Origin of the sequence: Plantimonas leprariae (genome assembly GCF_008802405.1) — a bacterium.
In the GTDB taxonomy this organism is placed as follows: Bacteria; Pseudomonadota; Alphaproteobacteria; order Rhizobiales; family Rhizobiaceae; genus Plantimonas; species Plantimonas leprariae.
Genome location: NZ_VZDO01000011.1, coordinates 1 through 23,997, shown reverse-complemented (window position 1 = coordinate 23,997; position 23,997 = coordinate 1). Strand labels below are relative to the sequence as shown.

The 23,997-nt window shown below is 68.1% G+C and carries 20 protein-coding genes and 1 pseudogene; 8 read left to right on the top strand and 13 right to left on the bottom strand.

Annotation, left to right across the window (positions count from 1 at the left end; genetic code table 11):
- Positions 1-47: 47 nt before the first annotated feature.
- The 6 genes from F6X38_RS13940 to F6X38_RS13915 all read left to right on the top strand — a co-directional run bounded on the left by F6X38_RS13940 (position 48) and on the right by F6X38_RS13915 (position 6,967).
- The gene (locus F6X38_RS13940) at positions 48-1,037 is read left to right on the top strand and encodes a 4-hydroxythreonine-4-phosphate dehydrogenase PdxA (protein ID WP_150970803.1); all 990 of its coding nucleotides are present in this window, start codon (positions 48-50) and stop codon (positions 1,035-1,037) included.
- A 10-nt stretch (positions 1,038-1,047) separates the two neighbouring features.
- Complete coding sequence (locus F6X38_RS13935) at positions 1,048-2,004, top strand: sugar phosphate isomerase/epimerase family protein (RefSeq protein WP_150970558.1); 957 nt, start codon at positions 1,048-1,050, stop codon at positions 2,002-2,004.
- Positions 2,001-3,722 (top strand): dihydroxyacetone kinase family protein, encoded by a 1,722-nt coding sequence (locus tag F6X38_RS13930; protein WP_150970556.1) that lies wholly within the window; start codon positions 2,001-2,003, stop codon positions 3,720-3,722. Before F6X38_RS13935 ends, F6X38_RS13930 begins: the two co-directional genes overlap by 4 nt.
- Before the next feature lie 99 nt (positions 3,723-3,821).
- Positions 3,822-4,814, top strand: a complete 993-nt coding sequence (locus tag F6X38_RS13925) for a tripartite tricarboxylate transporter substrate binding protein (RefSeq protein ID WP_150970554.1) — start codon at positions 3,822-3,824, stop codon at positions 4,812-4,814.
- An 84-nt stretch (positions 4,815-4,898) separates the two neighbouring features.
- Positions 4,899-5,438 carry a tripartite tricarboxylate transporter TctB family protein gene (locus F6X38_RS13920; protein WP_150970552.1) on the top strand — a complete coding sequence of 180 codons (540 nt, stop codon included), beginning with the start codon at positions 4,899-4,901 and terminating at the stop codon, positions 5,436-5,438.
- 11 nt (positions 5,439-5,449) lie between these two features.
- Complete coding sequence (locus F6X38_RS13915; RefSeq protein ID WP_150970550.1) at positions 5,450-6,967, top strand: tripartite tricarboxylate transporter permease; 1,518 nt, start codon at positions 5,450-5,452, stop codon at positions 6,965-6,967.
- Positions 6,968-7,114: 147 nt separating this feature from the next.
- Here the strand turns inward: F6X38_RS13915 and F6X38_RS13910 are convergent, their stop codons facing one another.
- Genes F6X38_RS13910 through F6X38_RS13900 form a run of 3 tightly spaced genes read right to left on the bottom strand, consistent with a single transcriptional unit; the run spans position 7,115 to position 10,819 of the window.
- On the bottom strand, positions 7,115-8,215 hold the full coding sequence (locus tag F6X38_RS13910; protein ID WP_150970548.1) for a substrate-binding domain-containing protein: 1,101 nt from the start codon (positions 8,213-8,215) through the stop codon (positions 7,115-7,117).
- Positions 8,212-9,309, bottom strand: a complete 1,098-nt coding sequence (locus F6X38_RS13905; protein ID WP_150970546.1) for an ABC transporter permease — start codon at positions 9,307-9,309, stop codon at positions 8,212-8,214. The genes F6X38_RS13910 and F6X38_RS13905 overlap by 4 nt, the downstream gene beginning before the upstream one ends.
- A 13-nt stretch (positions 9,310-9,322) precedes the next feature.
- Positions 9,323-10,819: a sugar ABC transporter ATP-binding protein gene (locus F6X38_RS13900; protein WP_150970544.1), complete on the bottom strand. Its 1,497-nt coding sequence runs from the start codon at positions 10,817-10,819 to the stop codon at positions 9,323-9,325.
- A gap of 106 nt (positions 10,820-10,925) precedes the next feature.
- Between F6X38_RS13900 and F6X38_RS23420 the strand changes: the two genes are divergently transcribed.
- Entirely contained in the window at positions 10,926-11,144 is a 219-nt protein-coding gene (locus tag F6X38_RS23420; protein ID WP_161992754.1) for a hypothetical protein, read from the top strand.
- A 527-nt stretch (positions 11,145-11,671) separates the two neighbouring features.
- Here F6X38_RS23420 and F6X38_RS13895 read toward each other — a convergent pair.
- The 10 genes and pseudogenes from F6X38_RS13895 to F6X38_RS13850 form a co-directional block, all read right to left on the bottom strand.
- Positions 11,672-12,360: pseudogene (locus tag F6X38_RS13895) on the bottom strand (IS5 family transposase).
- 114 nt (positions 12,361-12,474) lie between these two features.
- Positions 12,475-12,732 carry a hypothetical protein gene (locus F6X38_RS24300; protein ID WP_425482863.1) on the bottom strand — a complete coding sequence of 86 codons (258 nt, stop codon included), beginning with the start codon at positions 12,730-12,732 and terminating at the stop codon, positions 12,475-12,477.
- A gap of 362 nt (positions 12,733-13,094) precedes the next feature.
- Entirely contained in the window at positions 13,095-14,465 is a 1,371-nt protein-coding gene (locus tag F6X38_RS13885; protein WP_202617979.1) for a phosphatase PAP2 family protein, read from the bottom strand.
- Between the two features lie 313 nt (positions 14,466-14,778).
- Positions 14,779-15,498: an ABC transporter ATP-binding protein gene (locus F6X38_RS13880; RefSeq protein WP_150970542.1), complete on the bottom strand. Its 720-nt coding sequence runs from the start codon at positions 15,496-15,498 to the stop codon at positions 14,779-14,781.
- Positions 15,491-17,554, bottom strand: coding sequence for a branched-chain amino acid ABC transporter ATP-binding protein/permease (locus F6X38_RS13875; protein WP_150970540.1), 2,064 nt, complete (start codon positions 17,552-17,554; stop codon positions 15,491-15,493). Before F6X38_RS13875 ends, F6X38_RS13880 begins: the two co-directional genes overlap by 8 nt.
- A gap of 43 nt (positions 17,555-17,597) precedes the next feature.
- A complete protein-coding gene (locus F6X38_RS13870) occupies positions 17,598-18,470 on the bottom strand; it encodes a branched-chain amino acid ABC transporter permease (RefSeq protein ID WP_150970537.1) in 873 nt (290 codons plus the stop codon).
- 82 nt (positions 18,471-18,552) lie between these two features.
- Positions 18,553-19,791, bottom strand: a complete 1,239-nt coding sequence (locus F6X38_RS13865; protein WP_150970535.1) for an ABC transporter substrate-binding protein — start codon at positions 19,789-19,791, stop codon at positions 18,553-18,555.
- A gap of 156 nt (positions 19,792-19,947) precedes the next feature.
- On the bottom strand, positions 19,948-20,589 hold the full coding sequence (locus tag F6X38_RS13860; RefSeq protein WP_150970533.1) for a ThuA domain-containing protein: 642 nt from the start codon (positions 20,587-20,589) through the stop codon (positions 19,948-19,950).
- Positions 20,590-20,612: 23 nt separating this feature from the next.
- Entirely contained in the window at positions 20,613-21,707 is a 1,095-nt protein-coding gene (locus F6X38_RS13855) for a Gfo/Idh/MocA family protein (RefSeq protein ID WP_150970531.1), read from the bottom strand.
- A gap of 29 nt (positions 21,708-21,736) precedes the next feature.
- The gene (locus tag F6X38_RS13850) at positions 21,737-22,948 is read right to left on the bottom strand and encodes an ROK family transcriptional regulator (RefSeq protein ID WP_150970529.1); all 1,212 of its coding nucleotides are present in this window, start codon (positions 22,946-22,948) and stop codon (positions 21,737-21,739) included.
- 186 nt (positions 22,949-23,134) lie between these two features.
- Here F6X38_RS13850 and F6X38_RS13845 point away from each other — a divergent pair.
- Positions 23,135-23,997, top strand: an 863-nt coding sequence (locus F6X38_RS13845; RefSeq protein WP_150970527.1) for an ABC transporter substrate-binding protein, incomplete at its 3' end; no start/stop codon positions are given.

The window sequence follows — 23,997 nt, the reverse complement described above, 5'->3', positions numbered from 1 at the left end:
CGAACATCACGACTTCTTCCGAAGCAGCGCCGGTGATCGCGCTCGCCATGGGCGATCCGGCCGGCGTCAGCCCTGAGCTGACCGCAAAGTTCCTCGACCTGCCCGAAGCGAAGCGCGAAGCGCGGATCGTCGTCTTCGGCGACGCGCGCATTCTCGACGAAGGTGCTGCGGTCGCGGGCGTATCGCTCGACCTCGACCGCGTCGATACACCGGAAGCGGCCCGTTCCTCCGGGCGAAACGTCCTCGTCGACCTCAAGAACCTCGCGCCCGCCGAGGTCCGGCGCGGCGAGGCGACCGCCGAGGGCGGCGCTTTCGCCACCCGCAACTTCCGCGAGGCGCTTCTGATGGCGCATCGCGGCGAAGCGGACGCGGTCTGTTTCACGCCGTTCAACAAGAAGGCGATGCGCTACGCCTACGAGGGCTACGACGACGAGATCCGCTTCGTCGCGGATGTCACGGGTTTTCGCGGCAAGGTGCGCGAATTCAACGTTCTGCCGAACATCTGGAACGCCCGCGTCACCTCGCACGTGCCTTTGAAGGACGTGGCCTCGCACCTGACCGAGGACGCGATCCTCGCCGAGATCGACCTGACGCTGCGCTGCCTCGCCGAAGCCGGCATCGAATCGCCGCGCATTCTCGTCGCCGGCCTCAACCCGCACGCGGGCGACGGCGGCTCGTTCGGGCGCGAGGAGATCGAGATCATCGAGCCGGCGGTCGCCAAGGCGAAGGCGAAGGGCTACGCCGTCGAGGGACCGTTCCCGTCCGACACCGTGTTCCTGCGCGCCTTGAAGGAAGGCTGGCACGCGGTTCTGACCATGTATCACGACCAAGGCCAGATCGCGATGAAGATGATGGGCTTCGACAAGGGCGTCACCATGATGGGCGGCCTCCCCTTCCCCTTGACGACGCCGGCGCACGGTACCGCCTACGACATCGCTGGCAAGGGCATCGCCGACGTCGGCGCGACCCGCGAGGCGCTCCGGCTCGCGATCAGGATGGCGAAGCGCCGCGGGCGCTTCGCGCAGGCGGCCGAGTAGGTTTCCCTCGATGTCCAGCACCACCAACCTGCCCTACGCTCCGGAAACCTGGCCGATCGCCTCGGCGATGATCCATCGGCAGAACGCGCTTCCCGACGGCCGCACCGTTCAGGACCAGCGGCCGGAAGAATGGGCCGAAGCGCTCGCCGAAGTCGCCGGCGCCGGCTTCAGCCACGTCGATCCGACCGACTCCTGGATTCGGATCGCCGATCTGGAGCCGTCGCGCCTCGCCGAGTTCATGGACGTCGCCCGCTCGCTCGGGCTGTCGATCCCAGCGATCTCGACGGCCCGGCGCAGCGTGATCGATCCGGAGAAAGGCGATGAATTCCTCGCCTACGGTCACCGCCTCGTCGACACGGCGGCGAAGATCGGGGCGTCCGCCGTGTCCTTCGGCTTCTTCGGCCCGCTGTCGGACGCGCAAAAGAAGGCGCTCTGGTTCTGGACCGCCCCCGGCGTCGTCAACCCGGACGATCCGGCGGTGTGGAAAATGGCGGTGGAGCGCATCCGCGAGCTCGGCCGTCATGCCGGCGAGAACGGCGTCGAGGTGGCGCTGGAGATGTACGAGGACACCTATCTCGGCACCGCCGACTCGGCGGTTCGCTTCGTGACCGAGGTCGATCTCGCGAACGTCAAGCTCAACTGCGATCTCGGCAACTTGGTGCGTTTGCATCGCCCGGTTGAAGGTTGGCAGTCGATGATGGCGAAGCTCGCGCCCTTCGCCGGCTACTGGCACGCGAAGAACTACTACCGGCTGGAGGACGAAACGACGGGGACCGTGATGTCCTCGCCGGCCCCGATGGAGTTCGGTGTCATCAACTACCGCGCCGCCGTCCGCATGGCGCTACAGGCCGGCTTCCGCAGCGCATTCCTTCTGGAACATTACGGCGGCGACGGTCTCAGCGTCTGCGCGGCGAACCGAGACTACCTTCGCCGCATCCTTCGAGCGACTTCGGTGGCGACGGCATGACCCGCATCCACGACGATCCCGAACGTTTCGCGGCCACCGCCCTCGACGGCTTCTGCCGTCTCCATCCCCGCCACGTGCAGCGCGTCGCGGGCGGCGCGGTGCGCGCCGCCGAAACGCGATCCGCCAAGGTCGCGCTGGTGATCGGCGGCGGGTCCGGGCACTACCCGGCCTTTCTCGGCTATGTCGGGCCGGGCCTTGGCGACGCCGCCGTTTGCGGCGACGTCTTCGCCTCGCCCTCGACGCAAGGCATCGCTCGGATCGGCCGCCTCGCCGACCGTGGCATGGGCGTCGTGTTCGGCTTCGGCAACTACGCGGGCGACGTCCTCAACTTCGGCGCGGCGGCCGAGCGTCTGCGCGGCGAAGGCATCGACGCTCGCATCCTGGCGGTGGTGGACGACTTGGCGAGCGCCGGACCCGACGAGCGGCGCAAGCGCCGCGGCGTGGCGGGCGACGTCGCGGTGTTCAAGATCGCCGGCGCCGCCGCCGAGACCGGCGCCGATATCGACGAGGTGCTGCGGCTGGCCGAACGCGCCAACGAGCGCACCGTCTCGCTCGGCGTGGCTTTCGCCGGCTGTACGCTGCCGGGCGCCAAGGAGCCGCTGTTCACCGTTCCGAAGGGCCAGATGGGCGTCGGCCTCGGCATCCACGGCGAGCCGGGCGTCAGCGAGGAGCCGGCGGCGTCGGCGTCGGACTTGGCCGCCCTCCTCGTCGACAAGCTGCTCGCCGAGCGCCCGGACGGCTGGAACGGGCGCGCCGCGGCGATCCTCAACGGTCTCGGCGCGACGAAGTACGAGGAGCTGTTCGTGCTCTGGACGCACGTCGCGGACCAGCTTGCCGAGGCCGGCGTGACGCTGGTCGAGCCGGAGGCCGGCGAGCTCGTCACTTCGCTAGACATGGCCGGCTGCTCGCTGACGCTGACCTTTCTCGACGACGAGCTCGAACCGCTGTGGCTCGCGCCCTGCGACGCTGCCGCCATGCGCCGTGGCGCGACGATCGAGACGAGCCCCGCCGCGCCCGTTCGCGACGAGGCGGAAGCGGCCAGGGCCTTCCCGGCGGCGAGCGAGGCGTCGCGCGAAGGCGCGGCCCGCATCCTTGCGCATCTCGGCGCGATCGCCGCGATGCTGCGGGAGAAGGAGCATGAACTCGGCCAGCTCGACGCGCTGGCCGGCGACGGCGACCACGGCCAGGGCATGCGCCGCGGTGCGACCGCCGCTCTGGAAGCCGCGGAACGCGCGGCCGGCGCCGGCGCAGGCGCACGCAGCCTGCTGGAAGAGGCCGCCGACGCGTGGGCGGACCGGGCCGGAGGCACGTCGGGTGCGATCTGGGGTCTTCTCCTGCGCGGTTGGGCCGCCAAACTGTCCGACGAGGCCGAGCCGGGAGATGCCGACGTCGCTGCAGGCGCGCGCGAAGCACGCGATCGGGTGATGCGGCTTGGGCGAGCCCAGGTGGGCGACAAGACGCTGGTCGACGCGCTCGTTCCCTTCGTGGAAACGCTCGCCCGCGGGATCGAAGCCGGCGAGCCGCTGGCCGCCGCCTGGCGCCGGGCTGCCGATGCCGCGACACAAGCGGCGGAGGCGACTGCGCCGATGACGCCGAGGCTAGGTCGCGCTCGTCCGCTGGCGGCCCGGTCCATCGGCCATCCCGACGCGGGTGCCGTGTCTCTCGCGCTCTGCGCGAGCGTCGTCGCCGATCGCCTGGAGCGACAGAGGACCGATTAACCGGACGTTCGTTCGGCGCGGCCGGGAAGGACGGCCCGCGGGAACGCCGAAACAATCATCCGGCCGACGATCGGCCGTCACGTATCCAGGGAGGATCGTATGAAGACCTTACTCGCAGCCTGCACGGCGCTCGTGGCGCTCGCGGCGGCTCCCGCTTCCGCCGAGTGGGCGCCGCGCCGCCCGGTGGAGCTGGTCGTGTCCGGCAATGCCGGCGGCGGCAGCGACACCTTCGCTCGCCAGATCCAGGCGGCGATCCAGAAGCACGACCTCAACCCGACCAACGTCGTCGTCGTCAACAAGGGCGGCGGCTCGGGCGTCGAGGCCTTCATCTACGCCAAGGGCTACCAGGGCGATGCCCAGAAGCTGGTCACCGGCACCAACAACGAGTGGGTGCTGCCGCTGGTCACCAAGGTCGGCTACAAGGGCGAGGAGCTGACGCCCGTCGCGGTCCTCGCCTTCGACGAGTTCATCGTCTGGGTGCAGCCCGACGCGCCCTACAAGACGATCATGGACATGGTGACGGCCGCGAAGGCCGAGCCGGGCAAGATCAAGTTCGGCGGTTCGCAATCGAAGGACACCGATCAGACGCTGGTTCGCCAGATCGAGGCCGCGACCGGGGCGCAGTTCACCTACGTTCCCTTCAAGTCCGGTGCCGAAGCCGCGACGCAGCTCGCCGGCAAGCACATCGACGCCAACACCGACAACCCGGCCGAGACGACCGGACAGTGGCGTGCAGGCCAGGTGCGGCCGCTCTGCGTGATGTCGACCGAACGGCTCGCCGACAAGACCAAGATGACGGCCGACATGAGCTGGAACGACATTCCGACCTGCAAGGAGCAGGGTCTGCCGATCCAGACCGCCTACCAGCAGCCGCGCACTGTGTTCATGCCGGGCAAGGTCCAGCCGGACGCCGTCGCCTACTACGCCGCGATGCTGAAGAAGGTTTCGGAAACGCCGGAATTCCAGAACTACCTGAAGACGACGTCCCAGACCGGCCGTTTCGTCGCCGGCGACGAGATGCAGCAGTACATCAAGCAGAACACCGAACAGCTGCGCCCGCAGTTCGAGAAGGACGGCTGGCTCGTCGACTGACGCGCCGCCGCTCGCCGGACGGAAGCGGCCTTGCGGCCGCGCTCCGTCCGGCTGTTTCCTGATATCTTACCGAACGGAGGCGGGATGCTGACGCGCCGCCACATGGAGGTCGGGACCGGCCTCGCGCTGAGCATCTTCGGGGCCGTCGTGTGCTACGGCAGCCTGGAGAACGGTATCGGCTGGGCGGAAACCGGGCCGACGGCCGGGTATTTTCCGTTCCGCATCGGCGCGATCATCGTCGCGCTCGGCCTTGCGATCGCCGTGCGCTACGGCCTGACCGGCCGCCGGCATCGAGCCGCGGCCCTCGCGGCGGCGGACGCTTCGAGCCCGACCGAAACCGAGGCCGATTTCGACCGTCGCTTCTTCGAAGCCGGCGCGCTGAAGCGCATCGCGTCGGTATTCGTGCCGACGGCGGCGGCAGCCGCGCTCATTCCCTGGCTCGGCCTCTACATCGCTGCCGTGCTCTTCCTCGTCGTCTCGATGTGGATCCTCGGGCGGGTGCCGCTCTGGAAGGGTGCGCTGATCTCCGTCGCCCTGATGGCGGCGTTCTACCTGATCTTCGAGTTCTGGTTTCAGGTGCCGCTGGAGAAAGGCGTCCTGATGCCGCTGGTCGGCCTTTACTAGGAGCTGCAGCGATGGCCGACTTTTCCCTGCTGCTTCACGGCTTCACGGTCGCCTTTTCGCTCTACCACGTCGGCATCATCGTCGTCGGCGTGCTGCTCGGCATCCTGGTCGGCGTCCTGCCCGGCCTCGGGGCCCCGAACGGCGTGACGCTGCTGCTGCCGCTGACCTTCTCCATGGACCCGGTGTCGGCGATCATCCTCTTGTCGTCGATGTACTGGGGCGCGCTGTTCGGCGGCTCGACGACCTCGATCTTGTTCAATATCCCCGGCGAGCCGTCATCCGTCGCGACCACCTTCGACGGCTACCCGATGGCGCAGCAGGGCCGAGCCACCGAGGCGTTGTCGACCGCCTTCTTCTCCGCCGGCCTCGGCGCGCTCGTCGGCGTCCTCGTCATCACCTTCCTCGCCGGCTGGATCGCCGACTTCGCGCTGCGTTTCTCGTCGCCCGAGTTCTTTGCGATCTACCTTCTCGCCTTCGCCTCGTTCATCGGGCTCGGCGGCGCCGACCCGATGAAGACGGCGGTCTCGCTGCTCGTCGGCCTGTCCTTCGCGACCGTCGGCATGGACACCGTGTCGGGCGCGCTGCGCCTCACCTTCGGCCTCAACGACCTCCTGCGCGGCGTGTCCTTCCTCGTCGCGGTGATCGGCCTCTTCGGTATCGGCGAGTTGCTCCTCACCGTGCAGGAGGACCTGAAGTTTCGCGGCGTCGCCTCGAAGATCGACATCCGCGAGGTGTTCCGCTCGCTCGCGCGCCTGCCGCGCTACTGGGTGACGTTCCTGCGCTCGGCCGTGATCGGCGTCTGGATGGGCATCACGCCGGGCGGGCCGACCGCGGCCTCCTTCATGAGCTACGGCCTCGGCCGCCGCTTCGGCCGCTACCGGCAGAACTTCGGCAAGGGCGAGCCGGAAGGCGTCGTCGCGCCCGAAACCGCCGACCATTCCGCCGGCACCTCGGCGCTGTTGCCGATGCTGGCGCTCGGCGTGCCGGGCTCGGCGACGGCGGCCGTGATGATGGGCGGCCTGATGATCTGGGGCCTGCAGCCGGGGCCGCTCCTGTTCACCGAGCAGCCCGACTTCGTCTGGGGTCTCATCGCCTCGATGTACCTGTCGAACATCATCGCGGTGGTGCTGGTGCTCGCGACGGTGCCGCTCTTCGCCTCGATCCTGCGCATCCCCTTCGCGATCATCGGGCCGATCATCATCGTGGTCTGCCTCATCGGCGCCTACACGGTCGCGAGCGCGCCCTTCGACGTCTGGCTGGCCGTCGGCTTCGGCGTCGTCGGCTACGTCTTCAAGCGCCTCGACTATCCGATCGCGCCCTTCGTCCTCGCCATGGTGCTCGGCGACAAGGCCGAGGACGCCTTCCGGCAGTCGATGATCCTGTCGGGCGGTTCGGCGTCGATCTTCTGGTCGAACGGGCTTGTCGCGACCTTGATGGTGCTCGCCCTCGCCCTCCTGGTCTGGCCGCTTCTCTCGTATGTCCTGTCGAGCTTCAGGACCAACAGTGTCCAACGACTTCAACAGCGCTGAACAGGCTTCCGATCGAGCGGTTTCTGCGACGGTCGCAGCCGGGACGACTCCTTGCGGCGACATGAAGACCGTCGATCAGCATCGACTACCGAACTGGACGACGGCTGTTCAGAGGCTGCCGAGGGAGCCGGACGCCGGGCCGAGGCGTTACTTGACGCCCCAGATCTTCCGGTAGACGTCGCGGTAGCCGTTGTCGGGATCGAAGACGTTGTCGGCACCGCCGTCGAAGGCGACGTTGTTCGCCGTGACGAGGTGGATGCCGGATACATAGCCCGACCAGGGCTGGTTGCCGAACGCCCGGTTAAGCTCGTCGATCAGCTGCCAGCCCTGCTGATGCAACGGTTCGGGCACCGTCGCCATCTGGAACTGCTTGGAGCGGATGCGCTGGAACGACGATTCCGAGCCGTCGCCGGCCGAGATGTTGTGCGGCGCGTCGCTGCCCGATTTGCCGGCCGAGGCGAGGCCGGGGCTCATGAAGTCGTAGTAGAGGTCGTTGACGGCCAGCGAATGGGTCCACTTGTCGCCGAAGCGCTGCAGGAGCGCCGTGGTGAGCTGCGGCATGCGGGTCGAGGCTTCCGCCATCGGCGAGTCCTCCAGCGTCAGCACCTCGCAGCCGCCGCATTTCTTGATCTGCGCCTCCATCATCCGCGCCTTGCCGATCGCCATCGCGTAGGTCGAGTCGCCGAAGATCACGACGCCGGCCTTGCCGCCCGATTCGACGATCGCAAGGTCGGCCGCCGTTTCGGCCACGTCGGCGATGCGGGTGTTGACGTTGGCGAACATGCCGGTCTGCGCGTCCGGGCCGGGCTCGATGGTCGCGTGCCAGCCGACGAACGGGATGTTCGCCTCCTTCACGCCGGCGAGCGCGGCGTTCTGCTCGATCGCGTCGAAGCCGCCGACGATGATGCCGTCCGGCTGCAGCGCGATGGCCTGGTTGAGAGCGGCGGTGCGTCCCGAGATCTCGCCCCGGCCGTCGATCACCCTGAGCGTCCAGCCGATCGCCTTCGCGGCTTCCTCGACGCCGCGCGATACGCCTTCCGTGCCGCCGTTCTTCAGGTCGCCTGCGACGTAGACGACCGTCTTGCCGGTTGCCGCCTTCGGTCCCGTCGTCGGTCCGTCCCAGGCGCCGGCCTTCTGCGTCGCGGCTTCGACCTTCGCCTTCGCCGCGTCCATGAACTCGTCCGCCAGACTGCTGGCCGGCGCGAGTAGAACAAAGGCGGCGACGCCACCCAGCAGTATCGTCTTCATCGTTGTGCTTCCTCCCCAGTTGTCCGCAACGCGGAGGCGCTGCGGCTGTCTGCTCGGCGCGGCAGGCGCGCTGCGGACGCGCCGCGCTTTCGCTGCGCGTAGCCGGCGATGCCGATGGCGATGAGCAGCGTCAGGCCGTTGAACATCGGCTCGACCCAGAAGGAGCCGCCGAGCTGCTGGATGCCTGCGATACCGATGGCGAGAATGACGACGCCGACGAGGGTCCCCCAGACGTTGACCCGCCCGAGCTTGATCGTGGTCGAGCCGAGGAACGCCCCGACCAGAGCCGGCAGGAGAAATTCGAGGCCGACGCTCGCCTGACCGATCCTGAGCTTCGCGGCGAGGATCACTCCGGCTGCCGCCGTCAGGGTGCCGGAGGCGACGAAGGCGGCGACCGTGTAGCGCCTGACCGGAATGCCGTTCAGCGCCGCCGCCTTGGGATTGGCGCCGATGGCATAGAAGTAGCGGCCGACCGGCAGGTATTCGAGCACGAACCAGAGCGTGATGGCGAGCGCCAGGACGTAGAAGCCGGTGATCGGCATCCCGGCGAGCCGCGTGGTATTCAAGGCGAAGAAGCCGTCCGGCAGCGCGCCGATGATCTGGCGCCCCTGCGAATGCCACATGGCGATGGCGTAGAGCACAGTGCCGGTGCCGAGTGTGGCGATGAAGCTGTCGATCTGAGCCACCTCGACGAGAAGGCCGTTGACGAGGCCGACCAGGGCTCCGAGCAGGACGACGACGAGCACCGCGATCGGCCACGGCAGCCCAAGCCAGACTTGCAGGCTGATGGCGAGGATATGCCAGAGCACGATGCCGTAGCCGACGGTGAGGTCGATCTTGCCGGTGACCATCGGGATCATCACGGCCAGCGACAGGATGGCGATGATCGACTTGTCGGCGACGATCGAGCGCAGGTTCAGAAGGGTCGGGAAGGTGTTCGGCAGCAGAGCCGAGAAGAACAGCGCCAGCAGCACCGCCAGGATGACGAGACCGTAGACCGGCACGAGGCGGGCGAGGCGCGCGGATGAGGTGAGATGCGCCAGCTCGGCCTGCGTCGGCTCCAGCGCGTTCGACTTCACCGAGTTGGTTGCCATCGGCGCACTCCTTTCAGGCGGCTTCGGAGGCGGACGCCGCCAGGATCAGGGCTTCCAGCGTCAAGGCCGGCCCGACGAGCTCGTGGGTGATCCGGCCGCGGCCGAACACGAGGGCGCGGTGACAGATGTGCGCGACTTCCTCGAAGTCGGTCGAGACCACCAACACTGCGAGCCCCTCGTCGAGCGCCCGCGCGATAAGCCCGTAGATCTCGGCCTTGGCGCCCACGTCGACTCCCGCCGTCGGGTCCTCGGCGATCAGGAGCCGCCGCCGGGTGGCGAGCCAGCGCCCGACCACCACCTTCTGCTGGTTGCCGCCGGAAAGCCCTTCCACCGCGAGGTCGGGCATGTTGGGCCGCAATCCAACCGAGCGGCCGAGCGCGGCGGCGCGCGCGGCTTCGGTCCGGGGCGGCAGCACCGACCACAAACCTCGCCCGCCAGCCGCAGGGTTGAGGAACGCGTTCTCTCGTACGCTGAGCGGGAGCGCGACCGACTCCTCGGCGCGGTCGCGCGCCATCAAGCCGACGCCCTGCCCGAGCGCCGCGTGCGGCGAGGACAGGTCGAGGGGTTTGCAGTCGAGCGTCACGGTCCCGTCGTGCCGTATGGCGCCGAACAAGGCGCGGCCGATCTCCTCCTGACCGGCGCCCCGCAAGCCGACGAGCCCGAGCAGTTCGCCCTGACGGATCTCGAACTCGACCGGTCCGGCGCGTTCGGTCCGCACGCCCCGCACCGCGACGCGCGCGGCGCCAGCGCGCCGCTCCGTCCGCTCGAAGGCGTCGAAGGTACTTCTGCCGACGATGAGGCCGACCAGCTTGTCGGCGGTCGTCGCCGCGACGGCGTCCTCCGCGACCTTGCGACCGTCCCGCAGCACCACGACGCGGTCGGCGACGCGGAAAATCTCGTCGAGGCGATGCGACACGTAGATCATGCCGACGCCGCGATGCTTCAGAGCGCGCATGGCGACGAACAGCTTCTCGACCTCGTCCGCCGGCAGGCTTGCGGTCGGCTCGTCGAGCACGAGGAAGTCGCAGCGCACGACCAGCGCGCGGGCGATCGCGACCAGCGATTTCTCCGTTCGGCTCAAGGCTTGGACGCGGGTATCGGGATGGATGTCGCAGCCGACCAGCGACAGGGCTTCGCGCGCCATGCGGGCGGTGGACGACCAGTCGATGGTGCGGAGCAATCCTGAGCGCGGATAGCCGCGCGCCAGTCCGACGTTCTCGGCGACCGTCATCCATTCGATCAGCCCGAGATCCTGATGGATGAAGGCGACCTGCTGGTCGCTGCCCTTGGCGACATGGTGATAGGGTGCGCCGTCCAAGGCGACGCGGCCGGCGTCGGGTTTGTGGATGCCGCCGAGGATCTTGATCAGCGTCGACTTGCCGGCGCCGTTCTCGCCGAGCAGCGCGACGATCTCGCCGCGCGCGACGTCGAAGCTGACGCCGCGCAGCGCCTGCGTGCCGCCGAACGCCTTCTCGACGCCCTCGAAGCTGAGGACACCCGCAACCGCCATGCTCCCCCCGGCTCGCCCTTCTGGCGGGGCGAACGTATCCGGATGTTCCGAAACGTCATGAGGAGATCAGGCCCCAATACCTGTCAAGCGATCTTTAGCCGCTCCCGTGCCGTCGCATGTCCGCTCGCCGGAAATCGGCGCACCTGCTCGTACGACCGGAAAGGGCACTTACCGGAAGTCCCATCTTCATCCGGACGGCGTCGACGATACGCTGTGCCAGCTCGTCGCGAAGGTGCGTGATGCCGCCGGTGAACTCGAACGTCGCCATCCTCCGCCGCAGCGCTTCGGCCTTTGCAGTTGGCGCGAAGATGCCGGTCAGACCTAGCCGGTCAAGCCCGACGACCGTTAGAACTTCGCCGGGTATCGTTCGACGGCATGGCATCGCGTAGCGGTCGCCGTCGAGTGCAGAAGCGCAGCCGCAGGCACTGACCGAGTGTCTCCTTCTGTCGGCTTGGCGCTCCAAAGCGGATTGGAAATTTTCCACCTTCAGCAGTCATTCAAGCCTAGAGCGGTCGCAGTCGAAAGAAATCCGGCGCGAGACGTGCGTTGCCGAGTGAGCCGGTATGGTTCGGCGCGTCGTGTTTGTTACACTTTCGCACGTCCATCGATCAGTTACACCATCACTCATCTAAATAAGGCGGCGAGGTTTCCGTCAGGACCCAGCGCTCATGCACCTCGCATCGATCAGCGGAAAATAGTTTCCAGCTCAGCACGACGGCTCATGAGACGCTGCCGAACCGTCGACGCGCTTCGATATGAGTGGTTGAAGTCGGCCGGAAGCCAGGACACAGAACTGATGCCCACTGGCCGCGCATTGCCACGGCTGCCGGCTTGGCTAGGACGAATCCACATTCACCGCAGCCAGAGGCAGATTGCGGCGATGTGGACGAAGGCGGCGAAGTGGGTGGCCTTGCGGTCGTAGTGGGTTGCGAAGCGACGGAAGTGCTTGAGCCTGTTGAAGCAGCGCTCGATGCGGTTGCGGTACCGATAGATCGCCGCGTCGTGTGGGATCGGGACTTTGCGGGATCGGGTGGACGGGATGACCGCTTCGGCGTTCATGGCGGCGATGGTCTGCCGCAGGTCGTTGTTGTCGTATGCCCTATCAGCCCGCACGGCCTCGGCCCGGAAGCCGTCGAGCAGCGCTTTGGCGGCGAGATTGTCATGCCGCTGGCCGGCGGTGAGCAGGAAGCGCAACGGTCGGCCGAACGTGTCGCACAGCATATGGACCTTGGTCGTCAAACCGCCTCGGGAACGCCCCAGCGCCTGATCCCTGGCCCCCCTTTTCCGCTCGCCGCCTGCTGATGAACGCGCACCAGCGTCGTGTCGAGCATCAGGTACTGGTTGTCTCGGTCTTGGATCAGTTCCGCAAACACCTTCTCCCAAACCCCCGCCCTGGCCCAGCGGCTGAAGCGGGCGTGAACGCTTTTCCATTTGCCGTAGCGCTCGGGCAGGTGCTGCCAAAAGGCGCCGGAACGCAGAACCCACAAGACCCCGTTCACGAACAAACGGTTGTCAGCCGTGCTGCGGCCAGGATCGCCCACCTTGCCCGGCAGCAAAGGCGCGATCCGCTGCCACTGTGCCTCGTTCAGTTCGAAGCGCTTCACGCCCAACAAGCCGCCCTGGATCAACAAACCCGGAACGCTTTGAATCAACGCTCAGCCCCAATGAAAACCTGAATGGGGATTGGTCCTAGCAGGCGGTACTCCCTCCGTGACGGCTCCATTCTCGCAAGGACTGGAGCCTCCGGGAAACCATGCGCAGTGCACGCCCACCATCGGCCAGAGAATGACGAACAGCACCTGTGTGGTGTTCGTGGCGGTGTCGTGCTGCGGCGCGACCTCCACGACGTCGCCGCCGACGATGTCCAGCCCCGTAGGGATGCCGGCTGGATCCGGTACCTCGCTGGTGTCCATTCCGGCTGGGGAAGCGTCGAAGCGGCGCTGGGCTGGTGACCTCCATGCCCGTGAGGAAGGGCCGGGCACGCGTCTTCAGCCCGATCCGCAGGGCGCCGATCATCCGGGCTCGCTGAACGCCGCTCGTGACCATGTGAATGCCCCACAGAAGCAGGGCGATCAGCCCGGCGGTTCCCGACACCTCGTACGTCTTTCAACCGAACATACGACGCGGCGATGCCGTGTCGAGTCTCGCGCGAAGTCTCCCATGAAGCGCGCTTGCGGCGGCTAGGCAGGTCGGGAAAGCGACGGATATTGCTGCAGAAACCACGAAATCCTGGTGAGCTGGCTTACTTCGTGGCAGCGCTAAGATGGCTGCCGCGTCAGCCTTTCGGTTTCTCCTTTTCCACGGCGAGAGCCGCGGCCCGCTTGCTTGCGGCGTAGAGGTTCAGGCGGGAATAGACGCCGAAGGCCGAGCCGTCGTCGAGGAAGCCGCCACCCGGTCCTTCGGTCTCGGTGAGGATGCGGTTCGCCTCCTCCAGACTCAGGGCTGGAAAAGCGGCGGTCAGGAGGTTGCCGGCTTCCGGCGCGATCGCGTTGACATCCTCCAGCCTGTTCGCGTTCTGCGGGTAGACCACCGGCAGGCCGTAGGTCTGCGTCGAGGCGGCGAAGGCCTCGTTCGCCGCGGCGTCCGCGAAGCGGCCGATATCCTCCCTGGCGCAGGTTGCGATCGGATTGCCGCAGCCCGTTTCCATGGCCTTGACGATGTCGGCGCGGGCGGCCTGAACCACCGCCCGGTAGTCCCCGATCGCCGGCGCGCCCTTCAGGGTGCGGCCGAGATAAGCCGGATCGTTGGCGAGGAGATGCGCGAGGTCGTAGGTCGCGAGCGTCCGCCCGCCGAGCACGTCCATCGCGTAGTGCGCGCCCATGATGATGCGGTCGTTGCCGTATTCGGCCCCCCGCGCCATCATCTCCGGGTAGCGCTCCGGCACGAGCACGGCGAGCAGGATCGAGCCCATATAGCCGTAGGTCGTGTGGCCGCTGGGATAGGACGGACTGTCGGTCAGGTCCGAAATCGGGCCCTGGTTGTAGACGAGGTTGCCGGCGGGCGCGCCGAAATAGTCGGGCCCGACGATCGGCAGGACACTCGGTTCGGTCTGGAAAGGCCGGGAGTCGCCGTAGGCATCCGCCCCGGGGCCGCCGCCCGGCTTGTGGTAAGCGCGGCCGAAGGGGTCGGGCGCGCCGCCGTTGCCGGAGAGGATTGCCTTCGCCTCTTCCGACACGGCCGCCTTGCCGTCGGTGGTGAGGTTGGCGAAGAAGTATTTGCCGGAGTTGGAGTCCGCGCCGGTCGTCGCGTTGGTGTAGGCGATGAGGTCGGCGACGGCCGGCGACACGTTGGTGAAGCGCTCGCGGTCGTTGTAATGGGCACGCGCCTGGTAGGCCGCGCCGAGCGTCGTGCCGAGCCCGTCGGCGAGTTGGGAAAGATTGCCGTCGGTGATGAAGGCGTCGCGCAACGCCTGCCCCTGCTGCTCGGCGAAGGGCAGCAGCGTCGGCTGGCGGATCGCGCCCGTCTGGATGCCGCCGGTGACGGAAAGGTTCGCGCCGAGGGCAGCGCGGCCCGCATAGGTCTTCGACAGGACCGTCACCGGCGCCAGCCCCTTCAGGACCGGCATGTTCGTTACCGTCTGGGCACCGGCCGACTGCGGAACCAGCAGGCACGCGGCCGCCAGAGCGAATTCAACCGCCTTGCGCATGGCTACCCCTCTTCTCCAAGGACTTTCAAGAAACGCCGCGACTGCAGCAATATTCGGGCACAGGCGCCCCGAGGGCATGCGCCGACGCGTGGCGCGATTCGTACAGCGCGAGACGACAGGCGCTTCGACGGCGGTGTCTTTCAGGCAGCCACGGAACTCCAAAGGCGTGGCACGACGGACGTCCGGCGTCCGGGACCGGAAGCCGGCTCGCCCAGGAAAGGCAGCCAGTTCGACGTCGGGCTTCAAATGGCTCATGTCGAGACCCGCCGGTTCGGGACCCAAAGCCGCTCGCCCCGGGTGACGATGCCGTGCCTCAATGACTTCCCAGATAGGCGGACCGAACGGCCGGATCCTCCTTCAGCTGGGCGGCCGGTCCCTCGAAGCGTATCCGGCCGTTCTCGAGAACGTAGCCGTAGTCGGCGACGCCGAGCGCCGCCAGGGCGAACTGCTCGACGAGCAGCATCGTCACCTTCTCCTCCTTCAGTCGGCGGATGATGTTGAAGACCTCCTCGACGAGCTTCGGAGCGAGCCCCATGGACGGTTCGTCGAGCAGAAGGACCTCGGGCCGCAGCATCAGAGCCCGCCCCATGGCAAGCATCTGCTGCTCGCCGCCGGACAGCGTTCCCGCGGGCTGCGCGCGCCGCTCCTTGAGGCGCGGGAAGAGTGCGAAGGCGCGCTCGCGGTCGGCCGCGACGTCACCCTTCGCGCGGGAGCCCGTCAGGCGCGGGAAGGCGCCGAGCGTCAGGTTGTCCTCGACGCTGAGCGACGGGAACACGCGGCGGCCTTCCGGCGAATGCGCGAGGCCCGCACGCGCCACCACATGGCTGTCGAGGCCGGCGATCTCGCGGCCTTTGAGGCGGATCGAGCCGGAGCGCGGGCGGATCATGCCGGAGAGCGTGCGCATCGTCGTGGTCTTGCCTGCGCCGTTGGAGCCGATCAGCGTCACGACCTGGCCCTGGGGAACGCGGAACGACAGGCCGTGCAGAACCTCGATCTGGCCGTAGCCGGCCGAAAGGTCGGCGACCTCAAGCATGGGCGGCCTGCGCCGTGTCGTCCGTAACCGGACTGCCGAGATAGGCTTCGACAACCTTCGGGTCGCGCTGCACCTCGCGCGCCGGCCCTTCCGCGATCTTGTGGCCGAAGTCGAGCACCGAGACGCGGTCGCAGAGGCCCATCACCACATCCATGTGATGCTCGATCAGAATGACCGTGATGCCGGCATCGCGGATCTTGCGGATGATCGCGCTGAGGTCGGCGATGTCGGGCGACGTCAGGCCGGCGGCCGGCTCGTCGAGAAGGAGCAGCACCGGATCGAGGGCGAGCGCGCGGCCGATCTCGAGGAGGCGCTGCCTGCCGTAGGGCAGGTTGCGCGCCTCCACCTGCGCGACGGCTCCCAGCCCGACGAAGTCGAGGATCGCCGCGGCGCGGCGGCGCGCGGCACGCTCCTCGCGGCGGCGTCGCGGCGTGCCGAAGATCGTATCCGCGAGGTTGCCGGCGAAGGTGTGGTGCAGTCCGACGAGCACGTTCTCCAGAGCCGTCATCTCGCGGAAAAGCTGGACGTTCTGGAACGTCCGGGCGACGCCGGCCTTCGCGATCCGGGACGGCGTCAGGCCGTCGAGGCGCCGGGGCCCGGTCGAGCCCGCAAGCGTCACGGCGCCGCCGGTCGGCACGTAGATGCCGGTCAGGACGTTCATCATCGTGCTCTTGCCGGACCCGTTCGGACCGATCAGGCCGTGGATCGTTCCCGGACGAACCGCGAGGTCCACCCCGGCAAGGGCCTTGAGGCCGCCGAACTGCATCAGCGCCGCGTCGACCCGGAGCAGCGGGTCGGCCGGCGCCGCATCCACGCCTCGCGTCGGCAGCGCTTCGCCGTCCGTTCCGACCGCCCTGCCCGCGCCGGTATGCGCCGGCCGAAGCGCCGGGATCTTGTCGCGGAGGTATCCGACGATCCCGTCCGGCAGATAATAGACCACGAACAGGATCATCAGCCCGAAGACCGTGAGGCGGAAATCCGTGACGGAATCCATCGCGAGGGTCGCCGGAAAGAACAGGATGCAGAGCGCGACCGGCACGAGAACGGCATAGCGGTTCTCGCGCCGGCGCAGCCACGCCAGCGTGCCGACCGCGAGCGCCGCGAGCGCGATGACGCCGGCCATGATCCGCACCAGCGCGATGTCGGCGAGGATGTTCGGCATCAGGACGATGATCGCCGCGCCGATCAGCGGGCCGGCACGCGATTTCCGCCCTCCCATCGTCGCGGCGAGCAGGAACAGCACGGTCAGTTCGAAACCGTAGGAGTTCGGCGCGACGTAGCGCTCCGACCAGGCGAACAGGGCACCGGCGAGGCCGGCGAGGCCGGCGGAGATCGCGAAGGCGTAGACCTTGTAGCGATAGACGCTGACACCCATGCAGTCGCAGGCGATCGGGCTGTCGCGCAGGGCCTCGAAGGCGCGGCCGAACGGCGAGCGCACCACGTGGTTCACGACGAGGATCGTGAGAACGAGCGCGAGGCAGACGAGGTAGTAGAATTCGAGCCGGCGTCCGGCCGCGCCCCAGGGCGGCGCGATGCCGAAGCTCGCGAAGTCGAGGACGCGCGGCGGCGGCAGGGTGATGCCGAGCGGGCCGTTGGTGAGCGGCGTCAGCTCGTTGATGAAGATCTGGATGATCGTGCCGAAGGCGAGCGTCACCATCGCGAGGTAGGGACCCGTGACGCGCAGCGCCGGCACCGCCAGGACGAGGCCGAAGGCGGACGTGACGCCGATGCCGGCGACGAGCCCGAACCAGATGCCGAGCTTGAACTTCATGAACAGGACGGCGGCCGCATAGGCGCCGATCCCGAACAACCCGGCATGGCCGAGGCTGACCTGGCCCGTGTAGCCGACGACGATGTCGAGGCCGAGGATCAGGATCGCGTAGATCGCGATCACGGTGACGAGGTGGACGTAGTAGTTGCCCGGCACCACCAGCGGAAACGCGATGAGGAAGACGACGAGCAGCGCGGCGCCGAGAGAGCCGAGATGACGGACGACGCCTGCGGCTTCCCCGCTGCGTTCCGGCGCGATCGCCGGGGCGAGGGTCGATGGCGTCATCGCATCCGCTCCCGGTGAGGCTCGATGGTTCGCCTGGCCATGCTCAGACCTTGTTGACCGCGGCCTTGCCGAACAGGCCGACCGGGCGGATCGAAAGAACGACGAGCAGGAGGATCAGGCCGGGGACGTCCTTGTAGCCGGTCGAGACGTAGAAGCCGGTCAGCGTTTCGGCGACGCCGAGAATCAGGCCCCCGACGATGACGCCGATACCCGATTCGAGGCCGCCGATGATCGCCACCGCGAAGGCCTTCAGCGCCAGCACCGCGCCCATCGTCGCGCCGGTCAGCGTCACGGGCGCGACGAGGACGCCGGCGAAAGCCGCGGTCATAGCGCTGACCGAATAGGACAGGGTGATGACGCGTTTGGTGTCGATCCCCATCAGCCCGGCCGCGTCGATGTCGTTGGAGGTGGCGACCACCGCCTTTCCCCAGATCGACTTGCGGTTGAAGAGCTCCACCAGCAGCATCATCAGGAGCGCCCCGCCGACGATGAGGAGTTCCATCGGCAGGACGCGGATGCCGCCGAGCTGGATCGCCGTCTCGGGAAGCGGCGAAGGAAAGCGCAGATCGTCCCGGCCCCAGATGTTCTCGGCGAGGTTCCGGAAGATGATGCCGAGCGCGATCGTCGCCATGATCCAGCCGTACTCGGACTTGATCCGGACGGCGGGCCGCACGGCGAGCCGCTCCACCACCGCGCCGAGCGCGAAGCCGAAGACGAGCACCAGCGGAAGCATCAGCCAGTAGCCGGTGAACGGCACCAGCGTCAGCCCGAACAGGGCGCCGAGCGCCAGCGCCTCGCCCTGCCCGAAGTTCAGCGTCTTCGAGGTCGCGAAGGTCAGCTGATAGCCGAAGGCGATCGCGGCGTAGATCATGCCGATCGCGACGCCCGAGGCGACGAGCTGCAGAAGAATGGTCATGGCGAACCCATGTTTCGCGTCGCCCCGGCCCGGCGCGTGAGCGGACCGGCGCCGATCCGGCCGCCCCCGCGCGGGGGTACGATCAGTTCGCGCTCGCCTCCTTCACGCGCACGACGCCGGCGTTCTTCGCATCCTCTTCCTTGTCGTAGACGATCTTGCCGTCCTGCACCCGCCCGAACACCACCATGTTGCGCGAGATCGCGTTGTGATCCGTGGCGGTGAAGGGCTTGTTGTAGGTCGTCACCACGCCTTCCACGGTCGAGTTGAGGTTCTCCAGCGCCTCGCGGATCGCCGGTCCGTCCGTCGAGCCGGCCTGGGTGATCGCGGCCGCCATCAGGTACATCGAATCGTAGCCTTGCGCGCCGGCGACGGGCGTCGGGATCTTCTTGACGTTGTAGGTCTTGTAGTAGCTCTCCAGGAACGCCTTGCGCTTCGGCAGCGTCTCGTCCTCGATGAATGTCTGCGGCATGATCACGCCGTTGCCGTTCGCCCCGGCGATGTCGATGAAGCTCTGCATCGAGGCGGGCCAGGAGGTGATCATCGGCACGCGCCAGCCGAGCTTGGCCATGCCGTTGGCGATCTGCGCGAGTTCCGGCCCGATGCCGTAGGCGAGGATCACGTCGGCATTGGCCTGCTGCGCCTTCAGCAGCTGTGCCGTCATGTCGACGTCCTTGATGTTGAACTTCTCCACTGCGACCGGCTTGAGGCCTTTCGCATCGAGATACTTTTCGAGGTCCTCGCGCCCGAGCTGGCCGTAGTTCGTCGAATCCGCGAGGATCGCGATGTTCTTGTGGCCCCTCGCCAGCGCCTCGTCGGCCATCATCCCGGCCTGCAGCACGTCGTAGGCGGAGTTGCGGAAGACGTAGTTGGCGTCGTAGTCGGGAGCCGCGAACTGGTTGGTGATCACCGTGCCCGTCGCGACGTTGTTGAAGACCGGGATTTCGGCCTCCTGGTAGAAGCGCTGGGCGGCGAGCGCGACACCGGTGTTGATGAAGCCGAGCGTCGCGACGACCTCCTCCTTGTCGATCAGTTCCTGGGCGACCTGCGCGCCGACCTCGTTCTTCGCCTCGTCGTCGCGCTCCACGAGCTGGATCTGGCGCCCGAGCACGCCGCCGTTCGCGTTGATCTCGGCGGCCGCGAGACGCACGCCGTCGCGCATCGAGACGCCCATCGCCGACGAGCCGCCGGTATAGGGGCCGGACAAGCCGATCTTGATCGGCTCTTCCTGCGCGAAGGCCGGCGCGTAGGTCGCCAGCGCGGTTGCCGCGAACAAGGCGCCGACGAAGGCGCGTCTGGTGATCAGCAAAATCCGTCCTCCCATCTTTTTCCGACCGACCAGCGCGAAGCCTCCACTCCGATGTCGCTGCCGACCGATGCATGCCGACCCAAGCCGGTAAGCCCGATCACTTTCGATCGGTTACGATGCAATGTCCATCGGTCATGGCGCGATCGCCGGACGATGCGATGCGCCCGGCGGCTATGCCGCGGCCCAGACGAGGCCGCGCCGGAGGATCTCGCGCATCTCGGGCACCTCGAACTCGGCCGCGACATGGCCGAGCGAGGAGTAGAAGACGCGTCCCTTGCCGTGGCGGCGCTTCCAGACCACCGGCATCACCGTGCCGTCGATCCATTCGGCGTGCTCGCCGGAAAAGCGCGTCGTCGCCAGGACCTCGTTCGACGGGTCGACATGCATGTAGTACTGCTCGGAGCGGTAGGGGAAGCTCGCGATCCCCTGCATCACCGGGTCGTCGGGGCGCGTCACGTCCACCCGGTAGTCGATGATGTTGCCGGGATGGGCGACCCACTGGCCGCCGACCATGAACTGGTATTCCGGCTGATCGCGGAAGCTGTCGCCCATGCCGCCGTGGTAGCCGCCGAGCCCGACGCCGCCCCTGACCGCCGCCGACAGGTTCGCCAGTTCCTCCTTCTCGATCTTCGCCATGGTGACGATCGGCACGATCAGCGACAGGTCGCGGATGGAGGGGTCGGCGAAGGCTTCGGTGGTCGTTTCGGTGAAGACCTTGAAGCCCTCCCCCTCCAGCATCGCCTTCACCACGGCCGCGCCCTGTTCCGGCTCGTGCCCGGCCCAGCCGCCCCAGACGATCAGCGCTTCCTTCATGGTTTCCCTCCTCGGATTTCGGTTCACAAGCGGTCGAGCGGCGCGTCGCGCCCGAGCGGTTCGGGGCGCTCGGGCCGCGTTTCGATCTCGATGAAACGCCCGGTCTCGTTCGAGCGGCCGAAGGCTTCCATCACTTCGAGAACATGGAGCGCGAGATCGCCGCTCGCGCGGTGCGGCCGCTCCTGGCGGATCGCCGCCGCCATGTCGGCGAGGCCGAGCGAGCGGTAGTTGCCGTCCGCGTAGGGAAGTTCCACCGGCACGGGCGTCCATTCGCCGCCTTTCGGCAGAAACGCGACCTCGCCGCCGAAGTGGTTGGGATCCGGAACGAGCAGCGAGCCCTCCGTGCCGTAGACTTCCAGCGGCACGTGCTTGTGGGCGGCGACGTCGAAGCTCATCGCCATGTTGACCACCGCACCGTTCGCGAACTGCAGCGCGCCGGCGACATGCGTCGCGACCTCGACCGCGATCGTCTCGCCGTTCCGCGGCTGGCTGGTGATCGTGCGCGTCGCGCGCGGCTCCGGCGAGAGGCCGGCGACGCGGGCGACGGGGCCGAGGAGGTTCACGAGATCGGTGATGTAATAGGGCCCCATGTCCAGCATCGGGCCCCCGCCCCGCTCGTAGTAGAAAGCGGGATCCGGATGCCAGCGCTCATGGCCCGGACACATGAAGAAGGCCGTGCCGCCGACCGGCTGGCCCAGACGTCCGGCATCCAGGAACTCGCGCGCCGTCTGGTGCCCGCCGCCGAGGAACGTGTCCGGCGCGGAACCGACGCGCAGGCGGCGCTGCGCGGCTGCCGCCGTGAGGCGCGTCGCATCGCGAAAATCGATGCCGAGCGGCTTCTCGCCATAGACGTGCTTGCCGGCCTCGACCGCGCGAAGGCCGACTTCCACATGCGCCGCCGGGATGGTGAGGTTCAGGACGATCTCGATCTGCGGGTCCGCCAGGATGTCCTCGACGGAAGACACCGGAATGCCGAACTCCGCCCCGCGCGCTTCCGCAGCTTCCCGCCGCTGATCGCCGAGCGCCCTGATCGCGAGAACGGGGAAGCTCTTCGCGGCCTTCAGATAGGCGGCGCTGATGTTGCCGCAGCCGATGATGCCGATGCCGACGGGCTTCATGGGACGTTCCTTCTCGATCGGGGCGGCGGTCAGCCGGGGCGGACGGGGCCGGTCGTGTTCCAAGGCGAGCCGTAGAGTTCGCAGAGCGCCACCGCTGCGGCGCCCTGGCCGAGCCTGGCGGCGCCCCGCGGCGGATCGGTCAGGATCTCGGTGACTTCGGCCAGCGGTTCCGCCACCGCTTCCGCGAAGCCGGCGGAAATGGCCTCGACGAGCGGCGCACCGAACCCGAGCAGCGAGCCGGACAGGATGATCCGCGGCGGCGCGAACAGCGTCGCGACGTTGGCGACGGCGATGCCGATGGCGCGGCCGGCCTCGGTCACGAGCGGCGGCGCCGCGAGGCCGGTCTGTCCCAGCCGCTCCACCGCGTGGCGGAGGCCGAGGCCGGCGCGGGCGGCGTCGCGCACCACGGGGTCGGCTTCGAAGGCCGTGAGGACCGCGGTTTCGGAGGCGACGTCGACCAGCCGGACGAGCGCCCCTCGCGCGTCCGTGCCGAGCACCATGCGGCCGATGTCGTGGCTGAGGCCATGCGCGCCGCGGAAGAGCCGCCCGTCATGCATGACGCCGAGGCCGATCGACTGCTCCAGGAACAGGACGGCGAAATCGCCGAGGTCCCGGCAGCCGCCGAACCAGTGCTCGGCGAGCGCGATGGCGTTGGCGTCGCTCTCCACGACGGTGCGGATGTCGAGCCGGCGGCTGAGCGCCTCACCGAACAGGACGTCGCGTTCGGCGAATATCGGACTGGCGCGCACGAGCCCCGTTCCGTACTCGACGATGCCGGGGAGCGTGGCGCAGATGCTGTCGACGTCGCGCAGCGTCAGGGCGGCGTCCACCACGACGCGCCGCACCGCGTCCTCGGCGAGGTCCGCCACCACCGTCACAGGCTGGCGCCTGACGCGTACCGGCACTTCCAGGCTGGACAGGACCTCGCCGCGGAAGTCGGTCACCGCCGCCGCGATGCCATGCGGTCCGACGCGCAGGCCCACGACGCGCGCGGCGCTGGGGTTGAGCTGCAACATGACGCGCGGCCGGCCGCGCGCCGCCGACTCGTGAATGCCGCCGACCGGTACGGGCTGGACGATGCCGTCCTCGATCAGCGCGCCCGTGATGGCCGAGACCGTGGTGGACGAGAGGTCGCCTCGGGCGCAGATCTCGACGCGCGCGATCGGCCCGTGACGGCGGATCAGGTCCAGGATGTGGAACCGATTGATCTCGCGCATCAGTTCCGGATCGCCCGTCTTCATGTCCGGCCCCGGAGATAATTTCGGACTGCGGAATAAATCGAGCGGCCGCCGGATGTCAATGGCGACAAATCAGGCATGTCGTAAGGGGATTGCCGATCTTTAGCGCCAAACGGGTTGACAGAGCGACATCGAGCGAACCTTATTAAATCCGGTACGCGAGAAAAATAGGCCGCGTGGGAGGAAACGATGCTGCATGCCTTGAGAAAGCGCTTCGGCCGTGGGGCGGTCATGATCGGCATGGCGGGTACGCTGCTGCTCGCGGGTTCGCCCGCACGGGCGGACACCACCGTCCGCCTCATGCATGTCGACACCAACCCGCGCTACGTCGCGGTCTGGCGACAGCTCGCGGACCAGTACCAGGCGAGTCATCCGGGGGTTAAGATCGACCTGCAGTTTCTGGAGAACGAAGCGTTCAAGGCGAAGCTGCCGACGCTGCTGCAGAGCGACGACGCGCCGGATCTCTTCTACAGCTGGACCGGCGGCGTCCTGAAGGCGCAGGCTGAGGCCGGCGCGGTGCAGGACCTGACCGAGCGCATGCAGGCCGATAGCGGGGCCTGGGCGAAGAGCTACCTGCCCGCCGCCATGGAAGGCGCGACGATCGACGGCAAGACGCTGTGCGTGCCGCTGAAGATGAGCATGGTCGGCTTCTTCTACAACAGGACGCTGTTCGAGAAGGCCGGCGTCGACGCCGGTGCTATCCACACCTGGAACGACTTCACCGGCGCCGTGCAGAAGTTGAAGGCCGCCGGCATCACCCCGATCGCGGGCGGCGGCGGCGACAAGTGGCCGATCCACTTCTACTGGTCCTACCTCGCGCTTCGCGAGGGCGGCGGGGCCGCCTTCAAGGCCGCCAAGGCCGGCGAGAACGACGGGTTCGCCGGTGCGCCCTTCGTCCAGGCCTCCGAGAAGCTGAAGGCGCTCGGCGCGCTGGAGCCGTTCCAGCCGGGCTATCTCGGCACCCGCTGGCAGGACACGCTGGCGCTGTTCGGCGACGGGCGTGCGGCGATGCTGCTCAGCTTCGACGACACCGCGAACCGGCTGGCGGCCGC